The following is a 16,144-nucleotide window of genomic DNA, read 5'->3' as shown; positions in this document are numbered from 1 at the left end:
CCCTATCAGGTTGTCAGCGTTCTCAGCAGGTTTTTGTAATCTTCGCGAATATCGGCATCCTGTTCACGCAACTCGGCAATCTTGCGTGTGGCATGCAGTACCGTGGTGTGGTCACGCCCACCAAAAGCATCGCCAATCTCAGGCAAGCTATGGTTGGTCAGTTCCTTGGACAGTGCCATGGCTACCTGTCTTGGTCTGGCGACCGAACGCGAGCGGCGTTTCGACAGCACATCCGAGACCTTGATCTTGTAATACTCCGCTACCGTACGCTGAATGTTATCAATGCTGACCAACTTGTCCTGCAGTGCCAGCAGATCCTTCAGCGACTCACGGATCAATTCGATAGTAATGTCACGCCCCATGAAGTGCGCACTGGCAATCACGCGCTTGAGTGCACCTTCGAGTTCGCGCACATTCGAGCGAATCCGCTGGGCAATAAAGAAGGCTGCGTCATGCGGTAAGTCGACCCGCGACTGCTCAGCCTTCTTCATCAGAATGGCTACGCGGGTTTCCAGCTCGGGTGGCTCGACCGCAACCGTGAGACCCCAACCGAAACGCGACTTGAGGCGTTCCTCCAGACCGTCGATCTCTTTCGGATAGCGGTCACTGGTCAGAATCACCTGTTGGCCACCCTCAAGCAAGGCATTGAAGGTGTGAAAAAATTCTTCCTGGGAACGTTCTTTCTTGGCAAAAAACTGGATGTCATCAATCAGCAGCGCGTCGACCGAGCGGTAATAGCGCTTGAAGTCGTTGATCGCATTCATCTGCAGCGCCTTGACCATGTCGGCGACAAAGCGCTCAGAGTGCAAGTAAACGATCTTGGCGGCCGGATTCTTCTTAAGTAGATGGTTACCCACCGCATGCATCAAGTGGGTTTTACCCAGACCCACACCACCATAAAGGAATAGCGGGTTATAACCATGCTTAGGGTTATCGGCCACCTGCCAGGCAGCGGCACGGGCCAGCTGGTTGGATTTACCCTCGACAAAGTTCTCGAAAGTAAAGCTGCGGTTCAAGTAACTGGTGTGCTTGATGACCGGTGAACTTGGCCCGCCCTGATCAGCACGCTGAGGCGGCCTGGGATCATCATCATCGAGTCGGTGACCGCTACTCGATTCCGGTTGAAAGCCTTGGGCAACAATCTGCGTTTTTGGCGTGACCGGTGCACTGGCACTCTGCAGCGTATCAGCCGAGGCGCGATTGGCCTCTGCCGCGGCAGGCCGAACGGACGAGGCCGCAGCCGCACGGCGACTGCCAATCAGCAGAGATACCAGAGGGGCTTGACCCTGGGACAGATCATCCAGCAGTTCCTGTACCCGATTCAGGTATTTGTCATTGACCCAATCGAGCACAAAACGGTTAGGCGCATAGAGCCTCAGTTCAGTCTGATCGCCATCAACCTGCAAAGGGCGAATCCAGGTATTGAACTCTTGGGATGGTAGCTCATCACGCAAAAAATCGATGCATTGCTGCCAGAGTACAACCGACACAAAATCCCCCGGTACTTCAGCCTCAGCTGGCTTGTTGTTGGATGTCCGACTGCTGTTAAAAGGCTGCGGATAAGGGAGTCATTCTAGCCTTTTAGCTGCCTACTTATCCACACTCTTGACAGGCAGAGGGACGATTTGAGCAGTCAACCACAGGCCACAAATTGTCCTGGTCAATCTGGCAAAACCCTTGCATGACAAGCGCTTGAGCTCTGTGTATAAGCATTGCTGAAACAGGTGCATAAACAGGCTTGTGTCCTGTGCATTGATTCACCTGTGGATATCAAGGGGTTTTATCCACAGCTCGCACACAACAACAGACGCTATCTGCCCCCAGCGCATCCACAGCGTTGTAATAGGCACAACGTTCTGAATTTATTGAGGAATAGCAGGATATCCACAGAAAATAGCTCACTCATAAACAGTCATTTCATTTATCTCTTTAACAAATTGATTTTCTATTCTTTTTTATCAGCGAAAGCAGTCAATTCGAATTGACCTTAGGAACCTTATTCTCTAGAATTGCCGGTCCCTTGAAAGGGCTCATTGGCTCTGACGTGAATTAATCAGGTAACTCAAGATGAAAAGAACATTTCAACCCAGCGTTTTGAAGCGTAAGCGTAACCATGGCTTCCGCGCCCGTATGGCTACCTCCAACGGTCGTGCAGTCCTGGCACGTCGTCGCGCCAAGGGTCGCAAGCGCCTGTCAGCCTAAGTTCCGGCTTTACAGGTGGACACCAGTTACGGTCGTGAATGCAGGCTATTAACGCCAAGTCAATTCAAGGTTGTATTCGATGGTGCTACCCGTAAGGCATCCGGCCCCTTAGTCTTGCTACTGGCCAGGCCAAACAGCACTGACCATCCAAGACTGGGTCTGGTCATTGCCAAGAAAAGTGTCCGCCATGCGGTTGATCGTAATCGAATCAAGCGTGTTGCTCGAGAGTCATTCCGGCTGAACAAACAGCTGCTGACTGACCTTGATATAGTCGTTCTGGCTCGCAAGGGCCTGGGCGAACTGGACAGTACTGCGCTACATGAGCTGTTGTCAGGCATGTGGCGCAGGTTGGCAAAAGCCACTGACAAGCCGCCCCGACCACGCCAACCCGGACCACCATCATCCCATGCGTAACCTCGCGCTCGGACTGATCAAGGTTTACCGCTACGCTATCAGTCCACTGATGGCCAGTCATTGCCGTTTCTACCCATCCTGCTCCTGCTACACCCAGGAAGCCATCGAACAGCATGGCTTGCTCAAGGGCTGTGCGCTCGGCGCCAAGCGTCTGAGTCGTTGCCATCCCTGGAACCCAGGTGGCTATGATCCGGTACCGCCAGTCAACACTGACACTCATTCTTCGCAGATGACCAATAAACCATGAACATGCAACGAAATATCCTTATAGCTGCCTTGCTTGTGATTACCTATCTCATGGTTTTGCAGTGGAATGCCGACTACGGTCAAACCGAGTTACCACCTGCAGCTGTCAGTAATCAGTCGGCTCCAGCCGGATCAAGTGATGTACCCGCTTTGCCAGACAGCAACCAGAACAATGCGGTTGGTGATGTTCCGGTAGCGGTTGAACCTGAAACAACGGATATCCCTGTTGCACCTGCAGCCGATACAACCGGCAATACCGGTCTGATCAAGGTTGAAACGGATACGCTGATACTGGAAATTGATCCAACCGGGGGGGATATTGTCAGCCTCAAGCTGCCCGCTTACCCTGTGCGCATCGACAGACCGGACCTGCCTTTCCCGATGCTGGAAAACAGCAGCACCATGACCTATGTTGCCCAGAGTGGTTTAACCGGTCGCAATGGTCCGGACGTGCGTACCAGCGGACGTCCGCTTTACAGCAGCGAGCAACAGCAATACCGCCTGGGCGATCAGGAAACCTTGACTGTTGATCTGCGTTTCTCCGAGAACGACGTCAACTACATCAAGCGCTTTACCTTCAAGCGCAACGATTACCTGATTGGCGTTGAATACCTGGTCGATAACCAGAGCAGTGAGCCCTGGCGTGGCAATCTCTATGGCCAGATAAAGCGCGATAATAGTCCTGATCCGTCCAGTTCCACCGCTACCGGCATGGCCACCTATCTCGGCGGTGCCTACTGGAGTGCTGACGACTCGTACACCAAGGTAACCTTTTCCGATATGGACAAAGGGGCCTTGAAACAAAGCGTACAGGGTGGCTGGGCTGCCTGGATCCAGCATTACTTTGTCAGTGCCTGGATTCCGTCATCAGAGCAACAGCATGTTTACCAGACCCGCAAGGACAGCTTGGGTAACTACATTATTGGCTTTACCAGCCCGGCAACTGAAGTCGCTCCCGGTGAACAAGCCAGCATTCGTGCTGATTTCTACGCCGGTCCGAAAATCCAGGACACCCTGGAGGCCATCTCTCCCGGTCTGGAGTTGACCGTTGATTATGGCTTTATCTGGTTTATCGCCCAGCCGCTGTTCTGGATCCTGAGCTTTATCCATGGCTTCGTCGGAAACTGGGGCTGGAGCATCATTCTGCTGACCCTGCTGATCAAACTGGTGTTCTTCCCGCTGTCGGCTACCAGCTACCGCTCCATGGCCAATATGCGCCGGGTTGCACCTAAATTGCAGGCGCTGCGCGAGCAGTACGGTGATGACCGTCAGAAAATGTCCCAGGGCATGATGGAGCTGTACAAGAAGGAAAAGATCAATCCGCTCGGTGGCTGCTTGCCGATCCTGGTGCAGATGCCGGTGTTTATTGCGCTGTACTGGACCCTGATGGAAAGTGTCGAGTTGCGCCAGGCAGAATGGCTTGGCTGGATCACCGACCTGTCGATCAAGGATCCTTTCTTTATTCTGCCGATTCTGATGGGCGCTACCATGTTCATCCAGCAGCAATTGAACCCGACCCCACCCGATCCGATGCAGGCCAAGGTACTGAAGATGCTGCCAATCATCTTTACCTTCTTCTTCCTGTGGTTCCCGTCCGGTCTGGTACTGTACTGGGTGGTCAACAACATCCTGTCGATTGCCCAACAGTGGTACATTACCCGTCAGATCGAAAAAGGCGCTGCAGCAAGAGGGGACTGACCCCAGCCTGAGCAGAGCTAAGCAAGCGCCCCGATATCGGGGCGTTTTGCTATCCGTCCTGGTCTTTCAAGGGAATTACCATGCCTAGCTATCACGCCGATACCATTGCCGCCATTGCCACCCCACCCGGTCAGGGCGGGGTCGGTATCATTCGCGTGTCCGGCCCGGCAGCGCTGCGCATTGCTGAGCAGATAGGCCGACTTCAACCAATCCCCCGACATGCCCACTACGGCACCTTCTGGCATGAAGACCAAGCCCTCGACCAGGGCCTGAGTCTGTTCTTTCCCAAGCCCCATTCCTTTACTGGCGAAGACGTACTGGAACTGCAGGGTCATGGCGGTCCGGTGGTCATGGACATGCTGCTCAAGGCCTGTTTGAAAGCCGGCGCACGCCTTGCTCGACCCGGTGAGTTCAGTGAACGTGCGTTCCTCAATGACAAGCTCGACCTGGCCCAGGCCGAAGCCATTGCCGATCTGATTGAAGCCAGCTCCGAACAGGCCGCACGCAATGCACTGAACTCCTTGCAGGGTGCCTTTTCACAGCGGGTCAAGGCCTTGACCGAGGCGTTGATTCAGCTGCGGATCTATGTCGAAGCGGCGATTGATTTTCCCGAGGAGGAAATCGACTTTCTGGCCGATGGTCATGTACTCACTCAGCTCCGGCAGATTCAGGCTCAGCTCGCTGACGTCCAACGTGAAGCCGGACGCGGCGCCTTGCTGCGTGACGGTATGACAGTGGTGATCGCCGGACGACCAAACGCCGGCAAGTCCAGCCTGCTGAATGCCCTGGCGGGCAAAGACAGCGCCATCGTCACCGAGATTGCCGGCACCACCCGGGATATCCTGCGCGAACATATTCATATTGATGGCATGCCACTGCATATCATTGATACTGCAGGCCTGCGGGCTACCGATGATCAGGTGGAAAAGATCGGTGTGCAACGCGCCATGGCGGCCATTGCCGAAGCCGACCGGATACTTTTGATGATCGATGCGACCCAGCCGGAGGCACAGAACCCTCAGGCCCTGTGGACCGAGTTTCTGCAGCAGCAACCGGATCCAGCAAAGATCACCCTGGTGTTCAACAAGGTTGACTTGAGCAAACAGCCGGTCGGCCAGCAGCAGGCCTCTGATGGCAGTGTCAGCCTGCATCTGTGTGCCCGTAGCGGTGAGGGCGTTGAGCTGTTGCGTGAGCACCTGAAGGCCTGCATGGGCTTTGAACAGACCGCCGAGAGCCTGTTCAGTGCCCGCCGTCGCCACCTCGAAGCCCTTGAGCAGGCCAGCCAGCAACTGGATCACGGCTATCAGCAACTGACCCTGATGGGTGCTGGCGAATTACTCGCCGAAGACCTGCGCATGGCCCAGCAGGCACTGGGTAGCATCACCGGTGAGTTCAGTGCCGATGATCTGCTCGGGCGGATTTTTTCCAGTTTCTGCATCGGTAAATAACAACAGCCCCCTTCGCTAAAAACAGCCTTTGACCCTTTTGGAGGCTGGTCTCTTCTATTCTGTTAAGAAAAAACCCGCCATCAAACAGCTGATTTTCCCTTCCTGAGCCCTGTGTACAAGCGCACCTGAGCTAGTACCCAAACCCTGTGTACAACCAGCCCTCAAAACCACCTGTGGATAACAAGGCAAGTTACACACAGGAAAAGGACAGCATGAGGACCCATGCAAACGCAGTTTCACCACAGCTTTTTGACCTCTACAAGATTTTGTTTTTAATGGAAAAAATTGACTTATGCACAGAAAATTCGCGACGCATAAACATTAACTATATAAAGCCTTTAAAACAGTTCTTTCTTATTTATCTGATTAATCACCCTGTTTGTGCTGACGGCTCGACTGGTTAAACTTTGTCCAACTAGCGGCTGCAATTTATTTCAGCTCAGCCTATAATCAGCCCCTTTTCCTGCGGTTGGACCCTGGTCCGGCAATGAGGTGGCAAGTGGAGTTTCCCAGTCGTTTTGACGTGATCGTTGTCGGTGGTGGACATGCCGGTACCGAGGCAGCGTTGGCCGCTGCACGCATGGGCGTGAAAACCCTGCTGCTCAGCCATAACGTCGAAACCCTCGGCCAGATGAGCTGTAACCCGGCCATTGGCGGCATCGGCAAAAGCCACCTGGTGAAAGAAATTGATGCCTTGGGCGGCGCCATGGCCCGTGCCACCGATCGGGCCGGTATCCAGTTTCGCATTCTCAACAGCCGCAAGGGCCCGGCTGTTCGTGCCACCCGCGCACAGGCGGACCGCATTCTGTACAAGGCCGCCATCCGCGAGATACTGGAAAACCAACCCAACCTGTGGATATTCCAGCAAGCTTGTGACGACCTGATCGTCGAGCAGGATCAGGTCTGTGGTGTGGTCACACAGATGGGGCTGCGCTTTCACAGCAGCAACGTAGTACTGACCACAGGTACTTTCCTGGGTGGCCTGATTCATATTGGCCTGGATAACTATTCCGGTGGCCGCGCCGGTGATCCGCCCGCCATTACCCTGGCCAAGCGCTTGCGCGAATTACCCCTGCGCGTAGACCGGTTGAAGACCGGAACACCACCGCGCATTGACGGACGTACGGTGGATTTCAGCAAGATGACCGCGCAGCCCGGCGATACCCCCTTGCCGGTCATGTCCTTTCTCGGCAAGGTCAGCGAGCATCCGCAGCAGGTCAATTGCTGGATCACCTACACCAACGAGCGGACCCACGAGATCATCCGCAACAACCTGGATCGCTCGCCCATGTATACCGGGGTGATCGAAGGGATCGGGCCGCGTTATTGCCCTTCGATCGAAGACAAGATTCATCGTTTTGCCGACAAAAACCAGCATCAGGTATTTATCGAGCCAGAAGGCCTGACGACCCACGAACTCTATCCCAACGGCATATCCACCTCCTTGCCCTTCGATGTGCAGCTGCAGATTGTGCAGTCGATCGAGGGCATGGAAAACGCGCATATCCTGCGTCCCGGTTACGCCATCGAATACGACTACTTCAACCCCCAGGATCTGAAGTATTCACTGGAAACCAAGGTGATTGGCGGTCTGTTCTTTGCCGGTCAGATCAATGGCACCACCGGTTACGAAGAGGCTGCTGCACAGGGTCTGCTCGCCGGCCTGAATGCCGCACGACGCTCCCGGGATCAGGAAGCCTGGTGCCCGCGTCGTGACGAGGCCTATATCGGTGTACTGGTCGACGATCTGATCACCATGGGTACCCGTGAGCCCTATCGTATGTTTACCTCCCGTGCCGAATATCGTCTGGTACTGCGCGAAGACAATGCCGACCTGCGTCTGACCGAAAAGGGCCGCGAACTGGGTCTGGTAGATGATCACCGCTGGGCCGTGTTCAGTGCCAAGCGCGACGCCATAGACGCCGAGCGCAAGCGCTTGAGCAGCACCTGGGTACAGCCCAACAGCGATGTCGGCAAAGCCTTCGCCGAGCGCTATGCCACCCCCTTGAACCACGAATACAATCTGCTTGACTTGCTGCGCCGCCCCGAGGTGGATTACCAGGCCCTGTGTGAAATCACTGGCCAGGTGGATATTCCGGCCGATGCCGCTGAACAGGTGGAAATTCATACCAAATACGCCGGCTATATCGAGCGGCAACAGGAAGAAATCGATCGTCTGCGGCAACATGAACAGACCCGTTTGCCTGCCGACCTGGATTACCTGGCGCTGAACGGACTGTCGAACGAAATTCGCCACAAGCTGGCGGAATTGCGGCCTCAGACCCTGGGTCAGGCCTCGCGTATTCCCGGCGTCACCCCAGCGGCGGTCAGTCTGTTGTTGATCCATCTGAAAAAGCGCAGCGTCGCAGACAGCAGCCTGGTGCGTGAAGCATGAGCAGTGCGCTGACCCTGAGTACCGAACTGCAGCAGGGTGCCACCCAGCTGGGTATTGATCTGACAGCGCAACAAAGCCAGCAATTGCTGGCCTATCTGCAGTTGCTGCACAAATGGAACAAGGCCTATAACCTCACCGCCGTGCGCAATCCGGATGAAATGGTCAGCCGTCATCTGCTCGACAGCTTGAGTATCCTGCCCTTTGTCCAGGGTCAGCGTTGGCTGGATGTGGGCAGCGGCGGTGGCATGCCGGGCGTGATTCTGGCCATCATGCAGCCTGAGAGCGACTTTACCCTGCTCGACAGCAACGGCAAGAAAACCCGATTTCTTACCCAGGTCAGGATGGAGTTGGGCCTGACCAATCTGCAGGTTGTGCATACCCGCGTGGAAGCCTTTGCACCGGAGGTGCCCTTTGATGGTATTGTCTCCAGGGCGTTCAGCTCACTGGCCGATTTTACCCAGCTGACGCGTCACCTGAGCCATGCCACAACCCGATGGTTGGCGATGAAAGGACAGTATCCCGAAGAGGAACTGGCCGCCTTGCCGATCGACTTCGAGGTGCTGCAAAGTACAGAATTGGCCGTACCGGGTTGTCAGGGCAGCCGACATCTGTTGATACTGCGCAGACAGGTCCAGGCAGGGTCGCAGGCGTATAACGGATAGGAGGTGGTCGTGGGTAAGGTACTGGCTGTAGCCAACCAGAAAGGCGGTGTCGGCAAGACCACCACCAGTATCAACCTGGCGGCCTCTCTGGCGGCAACCAAGCGCAAGGTGCTCTTGGTTGATCTGGACCCACAGGGCAATGCGACCATGGGCAGCGGTGTCGACAAATCCGATCTGCGCTATTCAGCCTACGAGCTGCTGACCGGACGTTGTGACATGGCCCAGGCCATTCAGCGTTCGGAAACCGGTGGCTACGACATTCTGCCGGCCAATGGTGATCTGACCGCCGCCGAAGTCGAATTGCTAGATGTGAAAATGAAGGAAAGTCGCCTGCGTTATGCGCTGACTAACCTGCGCAGCCAATACGACTTCATTCTGATCGATTGCCCGCCTTCACTGAACATGTTGACCATCAACGGTCTGGTCGCGGCCGATGGTGTGATCATCCCCATGCAGTGTGAATACTATGCGCTGGAGGGCTTGTCCGCGCTGGTCAACACCATAGACCGGATTCGCGCGGTACTGAATCCGGGTCTGCAGATCGAAGGGTTGCTGCGTACCATGTACGACCCGCGCAACAGCCTGACCCTGGATGTGTCTGCGCAACTCAGCAGCCATTTTGGTGATCGACTGTACCAAACCGTGATACCGCGCAATGTGCGTTTGGCCGAAGCACCCAGCTTCGGTATGCCGGCACTGACCTATGACAAGCAATCCAGGGGCGCAGTGGCCTATCTGGCCCTCGCCGGTGAAGTGATACGTCGCAGCAAACAGGCAGCCAAGGCCAGCGCCATGGCCAGTGCCAACGACTAACCGAAAAGAAAAAGGACGAGACAGGCATGGCGGTCAAGAAACGCGGCTTGGGACGGGGTCTGGATGCATTGCTCGGACAATCCAACAGCACCGGGCAGGGAACCGAGAATCAGGAACAGCAACTGCGCGAATTGCCGGTTGATCTGATTCAACGGGGTAAATACCAGCCACGCCGCGACATGGATCCGCAGGCCATTGAAGAACTGGCCAACTCCATCCGCGTTCAGGGGGTCATGCAGCCTATCGTCGTAAGGCCGATTGGCGAGGGACGTTTCGAGATCATTGCTGGCGAACGACGCTGGCGTGCCACCCAACTGGCCGGTCTGGACAGCATTCCGGCGGTGATTCGTGACGTTCCCGATGAAGCGGCCATCGCCATGGCGTTGATCGAGAATATCCAGCGCGAAGATCTCAACCCGATTGAAGAAGCCATTGCATTGCAGCGCTTGCAGCTGGAATTCGAATTGACCCAGCAGCAGGTTGCCGATGCCGTGGGTAAATCCCGCGTCAGCATCACCAATCTGCTGCGCTTGATGGCCCTGCCGGACGACGTCAAACTGCTGCTCGAGCGCGGTGATCTGGAAATGGGTCATGCCCGCGCCCTGCTCGGTTTGCCGGCAGAACAGCAAGGCACCGCCGCCCGTCAGGTGGTTGCCAAGGGCCTGACCGTTCGCCAGACCGAGGCACTGGTTCGGCAATGGCTGAACCCGCGCCCGGATAATGGCTCGGTGCGCAGCAACCCGGATATCGAACGCCTGCAACAGGATCTGGCCGAGCGCATTGGCGCCGATGTGAAAATCCAGCATGGCGCCAAGGGCAAGGGCAAACTGGTGATCAGCTACAGTTCGCTGGATGAACTCGATGGCGTGCTGATGCACATCAAGTGACATGATCTGTCGACTTCACCCCCTGAACGGGTGATATGGCGGGGCATTTGTCCCTGAACTGTTGAACCCTAAACGTAATCAACCTATACTCCTCGCGCTGTTTTAGCTGGTGAAATGCACCAGTTTGTTGCGAGTAAAGTCCCCGAAAAGGACTTAAAGAGAGACAACCGAGGCGGTTTAGTGGACGCAAGAACGCCCAACCAGACCCCTTTTCATCGCCTGCCAGCTTTTCCAGTGCTGGTAGCGCAAACGGTTGTAACCCTCTCAGCAGCCTTGATCCTGTGGTTGTTCCGGGGTCATATTGCCGGATATTCCGGCCTCTTGGGTGGACTTGTTGCACTGGTCCCCAATGCCTATTTTGCTTATCGGGTGTTCCGCTACAGCGGTGCTCGATCAGCCCGGGCCATCGTCAGGGAGTTCTACTCCGGCGAGGCTGGAAAGATATTCTTGACCGCCGCACTCTTTGTGCTGGTGTGGGTGGGGGTTAAACCGCTGGAGGCGACCGCTGTTTTTGCCGGTTATCTCGCGGTGCTGGCAACAGGTGCCAGTGCTCTGCTCATCGTCAAACGATTTCAAAAGCATTAGTCAGAGGCACATATGGCAGGCACGTCAGCTGAATATATCCAGCACCATTTGCAGAACCTCACCTTCGGCAAGTTGCCGGCAGGTTACGAGCGCTATGACGGTACCGTCGTTCAGGAGGCAACCTGGACACTGGCTCAATCAGGCGCTGAAGCAACCGATATGGGCTTCATGGCCTTCCATGTGGACACCCTGGGCTGGTCGGTGTTCATGGGTCTGATATTCCTGTTCCTGTTCCGCACAGTGGCCAAGCGCGCGACTGTCGGCGTCCCCGGCAAGCTGCAGAACGTGATCGAGATGACCGTGGAGTTTATCCAGGGCATCGTCAAGGACACCTTCCATGGCCGTAATGCACTGGTAGCACCCTTGGCATTGACCATCTTTGTCTGGGTGTTCCTGATGAACTCCCTGAAATGGATACCGGTCGACTATATTCCCGGTCTGGCCATGGCCCTGGGTCTGGATTACTTCAAGATCGTGCCGACCGCTGATCCGAACGGTACCTTTGGTATCTCCCTGGGCGTGTTCGTGCTGATCATTTTCTACAGCTTCAAGGTCAAGGGCTTTGGTGGTTTCATCAAGGAACTGTCCTTTACACCCTTCAAGCACTGGTCTCTGATTCCGTTCAACCTGTTCCTGGAACTGCTTGGCCTGCTGACCAAACCCTTGAGTCTGGCGCTGCGTCTGTTCGGTAACATGTACGCCGGTGAAGTGGTCTTTATCCTGATTGCCCTGCTGCCCTTCTACCTCCAATGGGGTCTGAATGTGCCGTGGGCCATCTTCCATATTCTTGTTATTCCACTGCAGGCCTTCATCTTCATGGTGTTGACTGTGGTGTACCTGAGTGCGGCCCATGAGGATGCTCACTGACCGCAATCAGACCCTGTTCAATCAACCAACCTTGAACTGCAACCTTGAACTTTAGGAGTAATTATGGAACTCGTTATCATTGCTGCCTCCATCATGATCGGTCTGGGCGCCCTGGGTACCGGTATCGGTTTCGCCCTGCTGGGTGGCAAACTGCTGGAATCCACTGCCCGTCAGCCTGAGCTGGGCCCGCAGCTGCAAACCAAAACCTTCCTGATGGCCGGTCTGCTCGACGCCGTGCCGATGATCGGTGTTGGTATCGCGATGTACCTGATCTTCGTTGTAGCCCCTGGCGTTGCCGCTTAATTCAGATGACTGATCTCCGGTAGACCCTGGTTTACCGGACCCATCATCTGGATCGAGAGATTCGGGACTCAACGAATAGCACGAGGTAAATCGCTGTGAATATTAATCTGACGCTGTTTGGTCAAACGATTGCCTTCGCTATTTTTGTCTGGTTTTGCATGAAATATGTCTGGCCGCCGTTGACGGCAGCCATGGCTGAACGCCAGAAGAAAATTGCCGAAGGTCTGGATGCGGCTGGCCGCGCCCAGCGTGACCTGGATCTAGCCCAGGAAAAAGCTTCCCAGACCCTGCGTGAGACCAAGGAACAGGCTACTCAGATCATCGAGCAGGCCAATAAAAGTGCCAACATCCTCATTGAGGAAGCTAAACAGCAGGCACGTTCCGAGGGTGATCGCCTGATTGCAGCTGCCAAGGCTGAAATCGAACAGGAAGTGAACCGCGCCAAGGATGAACTTCGCGCCCAGGTAGCCATTCTGGCTGTCAAGGGAGCTGAGCACATTCTGGAGTCGGAAATCGACGCCAAGGCCCACAGTGAGCTGGTCAACAAATTGGCCTCACAACTCTAAGCGAGGCGAGCGATGGCTACTATCAATACGCTAGCTCGGCCTTATGCAAAAGCAGCTTTCGAGTTTGCTTCAGCTGCCAGTGGTCTGAATGCCTGGTCAGGCATGCTGGCCCTGGCGGCTGCAGCCGTTCAGGATGCTGCTTTTGCTGCGAGGATGCGCAACCCGGGTTTGACCGATGAGCGCAAGGCCGACGACCTGCTCATGGTGTGCGAGGGTCATGTCGATGCGGCATTCGGTAATTTTATCCGGACGCTGTCTGAACATGATCGTTTGCCCTTGATTCCGGTAATCGCCGAGCTGTTCGAGCAACACAAGGCAGAACACGATCGCAGCGTGGCAGTCGAGGTGGAATCCGCCTTCGAGCTGAGCGACGATCAACAGAAAACGCTGGCGACCGCACTTTCCAAGCGGTTAGACCGGACAGTAACTCCTCATGTGACCATCAACCCGGCCCTGATTGGCGGTGTGTTGATTCGTGCGGGTGACCTGGTCATCGACGGTTCGGTCCGCGGCAAGCTTGCAAAGCTGGCCGAGGCGTTGAAATCCTGATTTGAGGGACATGGCATGCAGCAATTGAATCCTTCCGAAATTAGCGAAATTATCAAGCAGCGCATCGAGAAACTCGATGTGTCTTCGCAGGCCCGGAACGTGGGCACTATCGTCAGTGTATCTGACGGTATCGTGCGCATTCATGGCCTTGCTGACGTTATGTACGGGGAAATGATCGAATTCCCCGGTGGTGTATACGGTATGGCACTGAACCTGGAACAGGACTCCGTGGGTTCCGTTGTACTGGGTGATTACCTGGGTCTGGCTGAAGGTATGACAGCCAAGTGCACGGGTCGCATTCTCGAGGTTCCGGTTGGTCCGGAGCTGCTCGGTCGCGTTGTTGACGCACTGGGTAACCCGATCGACGGCAAGGGCGTGATCGACGCCAAGCTGACCGATGCGGTCGAGAAAGTGGCACCGGGTGTGATCTGGCGTAAGTCGGTTGATCAGCCTATCCAGACTGGCTACAAGTCAGTGGATGCGATGATTCCGGTAGGCCGTGGCCAGCGCGAGCTGATCATTGGTGACCGTCAGACCGGTAAGACCGCGATGGCGATTGATGCCATCATCAACCAGAAAGGTTCCGGTGTTAAGTGTGTCTACGTTGCCGTAGGTCAAAAGCAGTCGACCATCGCCAACGTGGTACGCAAGCTGGAAGAGCATGGCGCACTGGCCCACACCATCGTGGTCGCTGCCTCAGCCTCTGATCCGGCTGCCCTGCAGTTCCTGGCTCCGTACGCTGGCTGCACCATGGGTGAATACTTCCGTGACCGTGGTGAAGATGCACTGATCGTCTATGACGATCTGTCCAAGCAGGCTGTTGCCTACCGTCAGATCTCCCTGCTGTTGCGCCGTCCGCCGGGCCGCGAAGCCTATCCTGGCGACGTGTTCTATCTCCACAGCCGTCTGCTCGAGCGCGCTTCCCGCGTGTCCGAAGAAGCCGTAGAGAAGTTCACCAACGGTGAAGTGAAGGGCAAGACCGGTTCCTTGACCGCCCTGCCAATCATTGAAACCCAGGCCGGTGACGTATCTGCCTTCGTTCCGACCAACGTGATCTCGATCACTGACGGTCAGATCTTCCTGGAATCCAACCTGTTCAACTCGGGTATCCGTCCGGCCGTTAACGCCGGTGTGTCGGTATCCCGTGTAGGTGGTGCAGCCCAGACCAAGATCATCAAGAAACTGTCGGGTGGTATTCGTACCGCTCTGGCGCAGTTCCGTGAATTGGCCGCCTTTGCCCAGTTTGCTTCGGACCTCGATGAGGCTACCCGCAAGCAGCTGGAGCATGGTCAGCGCGTAACCGAGCTGATGAAGCAGGACCAGTATGCGCCTATGTCGATTGCTGACATGGCCATCAGCCTGTACGCCGCGGAAAAGGGTTTCCTGACCGATGTTGAACTGAACAAGGTTGGTGCCTTTGAAAAGGCAATGCTCGCCTACTTCAAGCGTGAGAAGGCTGATTTGCTGGCCAAGATCAACGAGAAGGGCGACTACAACGACGAGATCGAAGCCGGTATCAAGTCTGGCATCGAGAACTTCAAGTCGTCCCAGAGCTGGTAAGCCGAGTGCGGGGCATGACGTTGTCATGTCCCGCCTTGTGCCATCTGGCTTAGGGCTAACCTGAAAGGTGAGACATGGCAGGCGCAAAAGAGATACGCGGTAAAATTTCGAGTATCAAAAGTACTCAGAAAATCACCAGCGCCATGGAAAAGGTGGCGGTCAGCAAAATGCGCAAGGCTCAACAGCGCATGGCGTCAAGCCGTCCCTACGCAGAGCGGATTCGTCAGGTAATTGGTCATTTGGCCAATGCCAACCCCGAATATCGCCATCCCTTCATGCAGGAGCGTGAAGTCAAACGGGTGGGGTATATCGTGGTCAGTACGGACCGTGGCTTGTGCGGCGGGTTGAACACCAACCTGTTCAAGGCCCTGGTACATAACATGAAAGAGTGGCGTGACCGTAACGTCGAAACCGAGCTGTGCGTAATCGGCACCAAAGGTGCCGCATTCTTTCGCAGTTATGGCGGTAACGTGGTCGCGGCGATCAGTGATCTGGGCGAGCAGCCCTCGCTGAACGACCTTATTGGTAGCGTCAAGGTCATGCTTGATGGCTACAACGAAGGCCGTATCGACCGTCTCTATCTGGTTTCCAATTCGTTTGTGAACACCATGGTGCAAACGCCCAAGGTGGAACAACTGATCCCGCTGGTTCCGGCTGATAAAAAGGAACTCAAGGGTCATTGGGACTATGTATACGAGCCGGATTCCCGGGAACTGCTGGATGGTCTGCTGATTCGTTATATCGAATCCCAGGTCTATCAGGCGGTGGTCGAGAATAATGCCAGCGAGCAAGCGGCACGGATGATCGCAATGAAGAATGCAACTGACAATGCGGGTGACATCATCAAGAGCCTGCAGCTGATCTACAACAAGGCACGTCAGGCAGCGATCACCCAGGAAATTTCGGAAATCGTCGGCGGCGCCGCCGCGGTCTAACGGTTTCATACCAC

Annotated in this window: 17 protein-coding genes; 16 read left to right on the top strand and 1 reads right to left on the bottom strand. The window is 55.5% G+C overall.

The window, feature by feature from the left end:
- Positions 1–5: 5 nt before the first annotated feature.
- The gene (gene dnaA / locus AC27HQ_RS02795) at positions 6–1,490 is read right to left on the bottom strand and encodes a chromosomal replication initiator protein DnaA (protein ID WP_487154359.1); all 1,485 of its coding nucleotides are present in this window, start codon (positions 1,488–1,490) and stop codon (positions 6–8) included.
- 577 nt (positions 1,491–2,067) lie between these two features.
- Between dnaA and rpmH the strand changes: the two genes are divergently transcribed.
- From rpmH to atpG, 16 genes are all read left to right on the top strand, one after another.
- On the top strand, positions 2,068–2,202 hold the full coding sequence (gene rpmH, locus AC27HQ_RS02790) for a 50S ribosomal protein L34 (protein WP_487154358.1): 135 nt from the start codon (positions 2,068–2,070) through the stop codon (positions 2,200–2,202).
- Positions 2,203–2,217: 15 nt separating this feature from the next.
- Positions 2,218–2,616 (top strand): ribonuclease P protein component, encoded by a 399-nt coding sequence (gene rnpA, locus AC27HQ_RS02785; RefSeq protein WP_487154357.1) that lies wholly within the window; start codon positions 2,218–2,220, stop codon positions 2,614–2,616.
- Positions 2,609–2,863: a membrane protein insertion efficiency factor YidD gene (gene yidD / locus AC27HQ_RS02780; protein WP_487154356.1), complete on the top strand. Its 255-nt coding sequence runs from the start codon at positions 2,609–2,611 to the stop codon at positions 2,861–2,863. The genes rnpA and yidD overlap by 8 nt, the downstream gene beginning before the upstream one ends.
- On the top strand, positions 2,860–4,560 hold the full coding sequence (gene yidC / locus AC27HQ_RS02775) for a membrane protein insertase YidC (RefSeq protein ID WP_487154354.1): 1,701 nt from the start codon (positions 2,860–2,862) through the stop codon (positions 4,558–4,560). Before yidD ends, yidC begins: the two co-directional genes overlap by 4 nt.
- Positions 4,561–4,640: 80 nt before the next feature.
- Positions 4,641–6,008 (top strand): tRNA uridine-5-carboxymethylaminomethyl(34) synthesis GTPase MnmE, encoded by a 1,368-nt coding sequence (gene mnmE, locus AC27HQ_RS02770; RefSeq protein ID WP_487154353.1) that lies wholly within the window; start codon positions 4,641–4,643, stop codon positions 6,006–6,008.
- A 499-nt stretch (positions 6,009–6,507) separates the two neighbouring features.
- On the top strand, positions 6,508–8,403 hold the full coding sequence (mnmG, locus tag AC27HQ_RS02765; protein ID WP_487154352.1) for a tRNA uridine-5-carboxymethylaminomethyl(34) synthesis enzyme MnmG: 1,896 nt from the start codon (positions 6,508–6,510) through the stop codon (positions 8,401–8,403).
- The gene (gene rsmG, locus AC27HQ_RS02760) at positions 8,400–9,065 is read left to right on the top strand and encodes a 16S rRNA (guanine(527)-N(7))-methyltransferase RsmG (RefSeq protein ID WP_487154351.1); all 666 of its coding nucleotides are present in this window, start codon (positions 8,400–8,402) and stop codon (positions 9,063–9,065) included. The genes mnmG and rsmG overlap by 4 nt, the downstream gene beginning before the upstream one ends.
- Before the next feature lie 9 nt (positions 9,066–9,074).
- The gene (locus AC27HQ_RS02755) at positions 9,075–9,878 is read left to right on the top strand and encodes a ParA family protein (protein WP_487154350.1); all 804 of its coding nucleotides are present in this window, start codon (positions 9,075–9,077) and stop codon (positions 9,876–9,878) included.
- 26 nt (positions 9,879–9,904) lie between these two features.
- Positions 9,905–10,765, top strand: coding sequence for a ParB/RepB/Spo0J family partition protein (locus tag AC27HQ_RS02750; protein WP_487154348.1), 861 nt, complete (start codon positions 9,905–9,907; stop codon positions 10,763–10,765).
- Positions 10,766–10,945: 180 nt separating this feature from the next.
- Complete coding sequence (locus AC27HQ_RS02745; protein ID WP_487154598.1) at positions 10,946–11,350, top strand: F0F1 ATP synthase subunit I; 405 nt, start codon at positions 10,946–10,948, stop codon at positions 11,348–11,350.
- Between the two features lie 12 nt (positions 11,351–11,362).
- Positions 11,363–12,217 carry a F0F1 ATP synthase subunit A gene (gene atpB, locus AC27HQ_RS02740; protein WP_487154347.1) on the top strand — a complete coding sequence of 285 codons (855 nt, stop codon included), beginning with the start codon at positions 11,363–11,365 and terminating at the stop codon, positions 12,215–12,217.
- Positions 12,218–12,280: 63 nt separating this feature from the next.
- Complete coding sequence (gene atpE / locus AC27HQ_RS02735) at positions 12,281–12,520, top strand: F0F1 ATP synthase subunit C (protein ID WP_022960829.1); 240 nt, start codon at positions 12,281–12,283, stop codon at positions 12,518–12,520.
- 95 nt (positions 12,521–12,615) lie between these two features.
- A complete protein-coding gene (locus AC27HQ_RS02730) occupies positions 12,616–13,086 on the top strand; it encodes a F0F1 ATP synthase subunit B (RefSeq protein ID WP_487154345.1) in 471 nt (156 codons plus the stop codon).
- Positions 13,087–13,098: 12 nt separating this feature from the next.
- A complete protein-coding gene (locus AC27HQ_RS02725; protein ID WP_487154344.1) occupies positions 13,099–13,635 on the top strand; it encodes a F0F1 ATP synthase subunit delta in 537 nt (178 codons plus the stop codon).
- Between the two features lie 15 nt (positions 13,636–13,650).
- A complete protein-coding gene (gene atpA, locus AC27HQ_RS02720; RefSeq protein ID WP_487154343.1) occupies positions 13,651–15,195 on the top strand; it encodes a F0F1 ATP synthase subunit alpha in 1,545 nt (514 codons plus the stop codon).
- Positions 15,196–15,269: 74 nt separating this feature from the next.
- Positions 15,270–16,130, top strand: a complete 861-nt coding sequence (gene atpG / locus AC27HQ_RS02715) for a F0F1 ATP synthase subunit gamma (protein ID WP_487154342.1) — start codon at positions 15,270–15,272, stop codon at positions 16,128–16,130.
- Positions 16,131–16,144: the final 14 nt, after the last annotated feature.

Source organism: Halopseudomonas sp. 4NH20-0008, from assembly GCF_057548395.1.
This window is presented reverse-complemented; position numbering and strand designations above follow the sequence as displayed.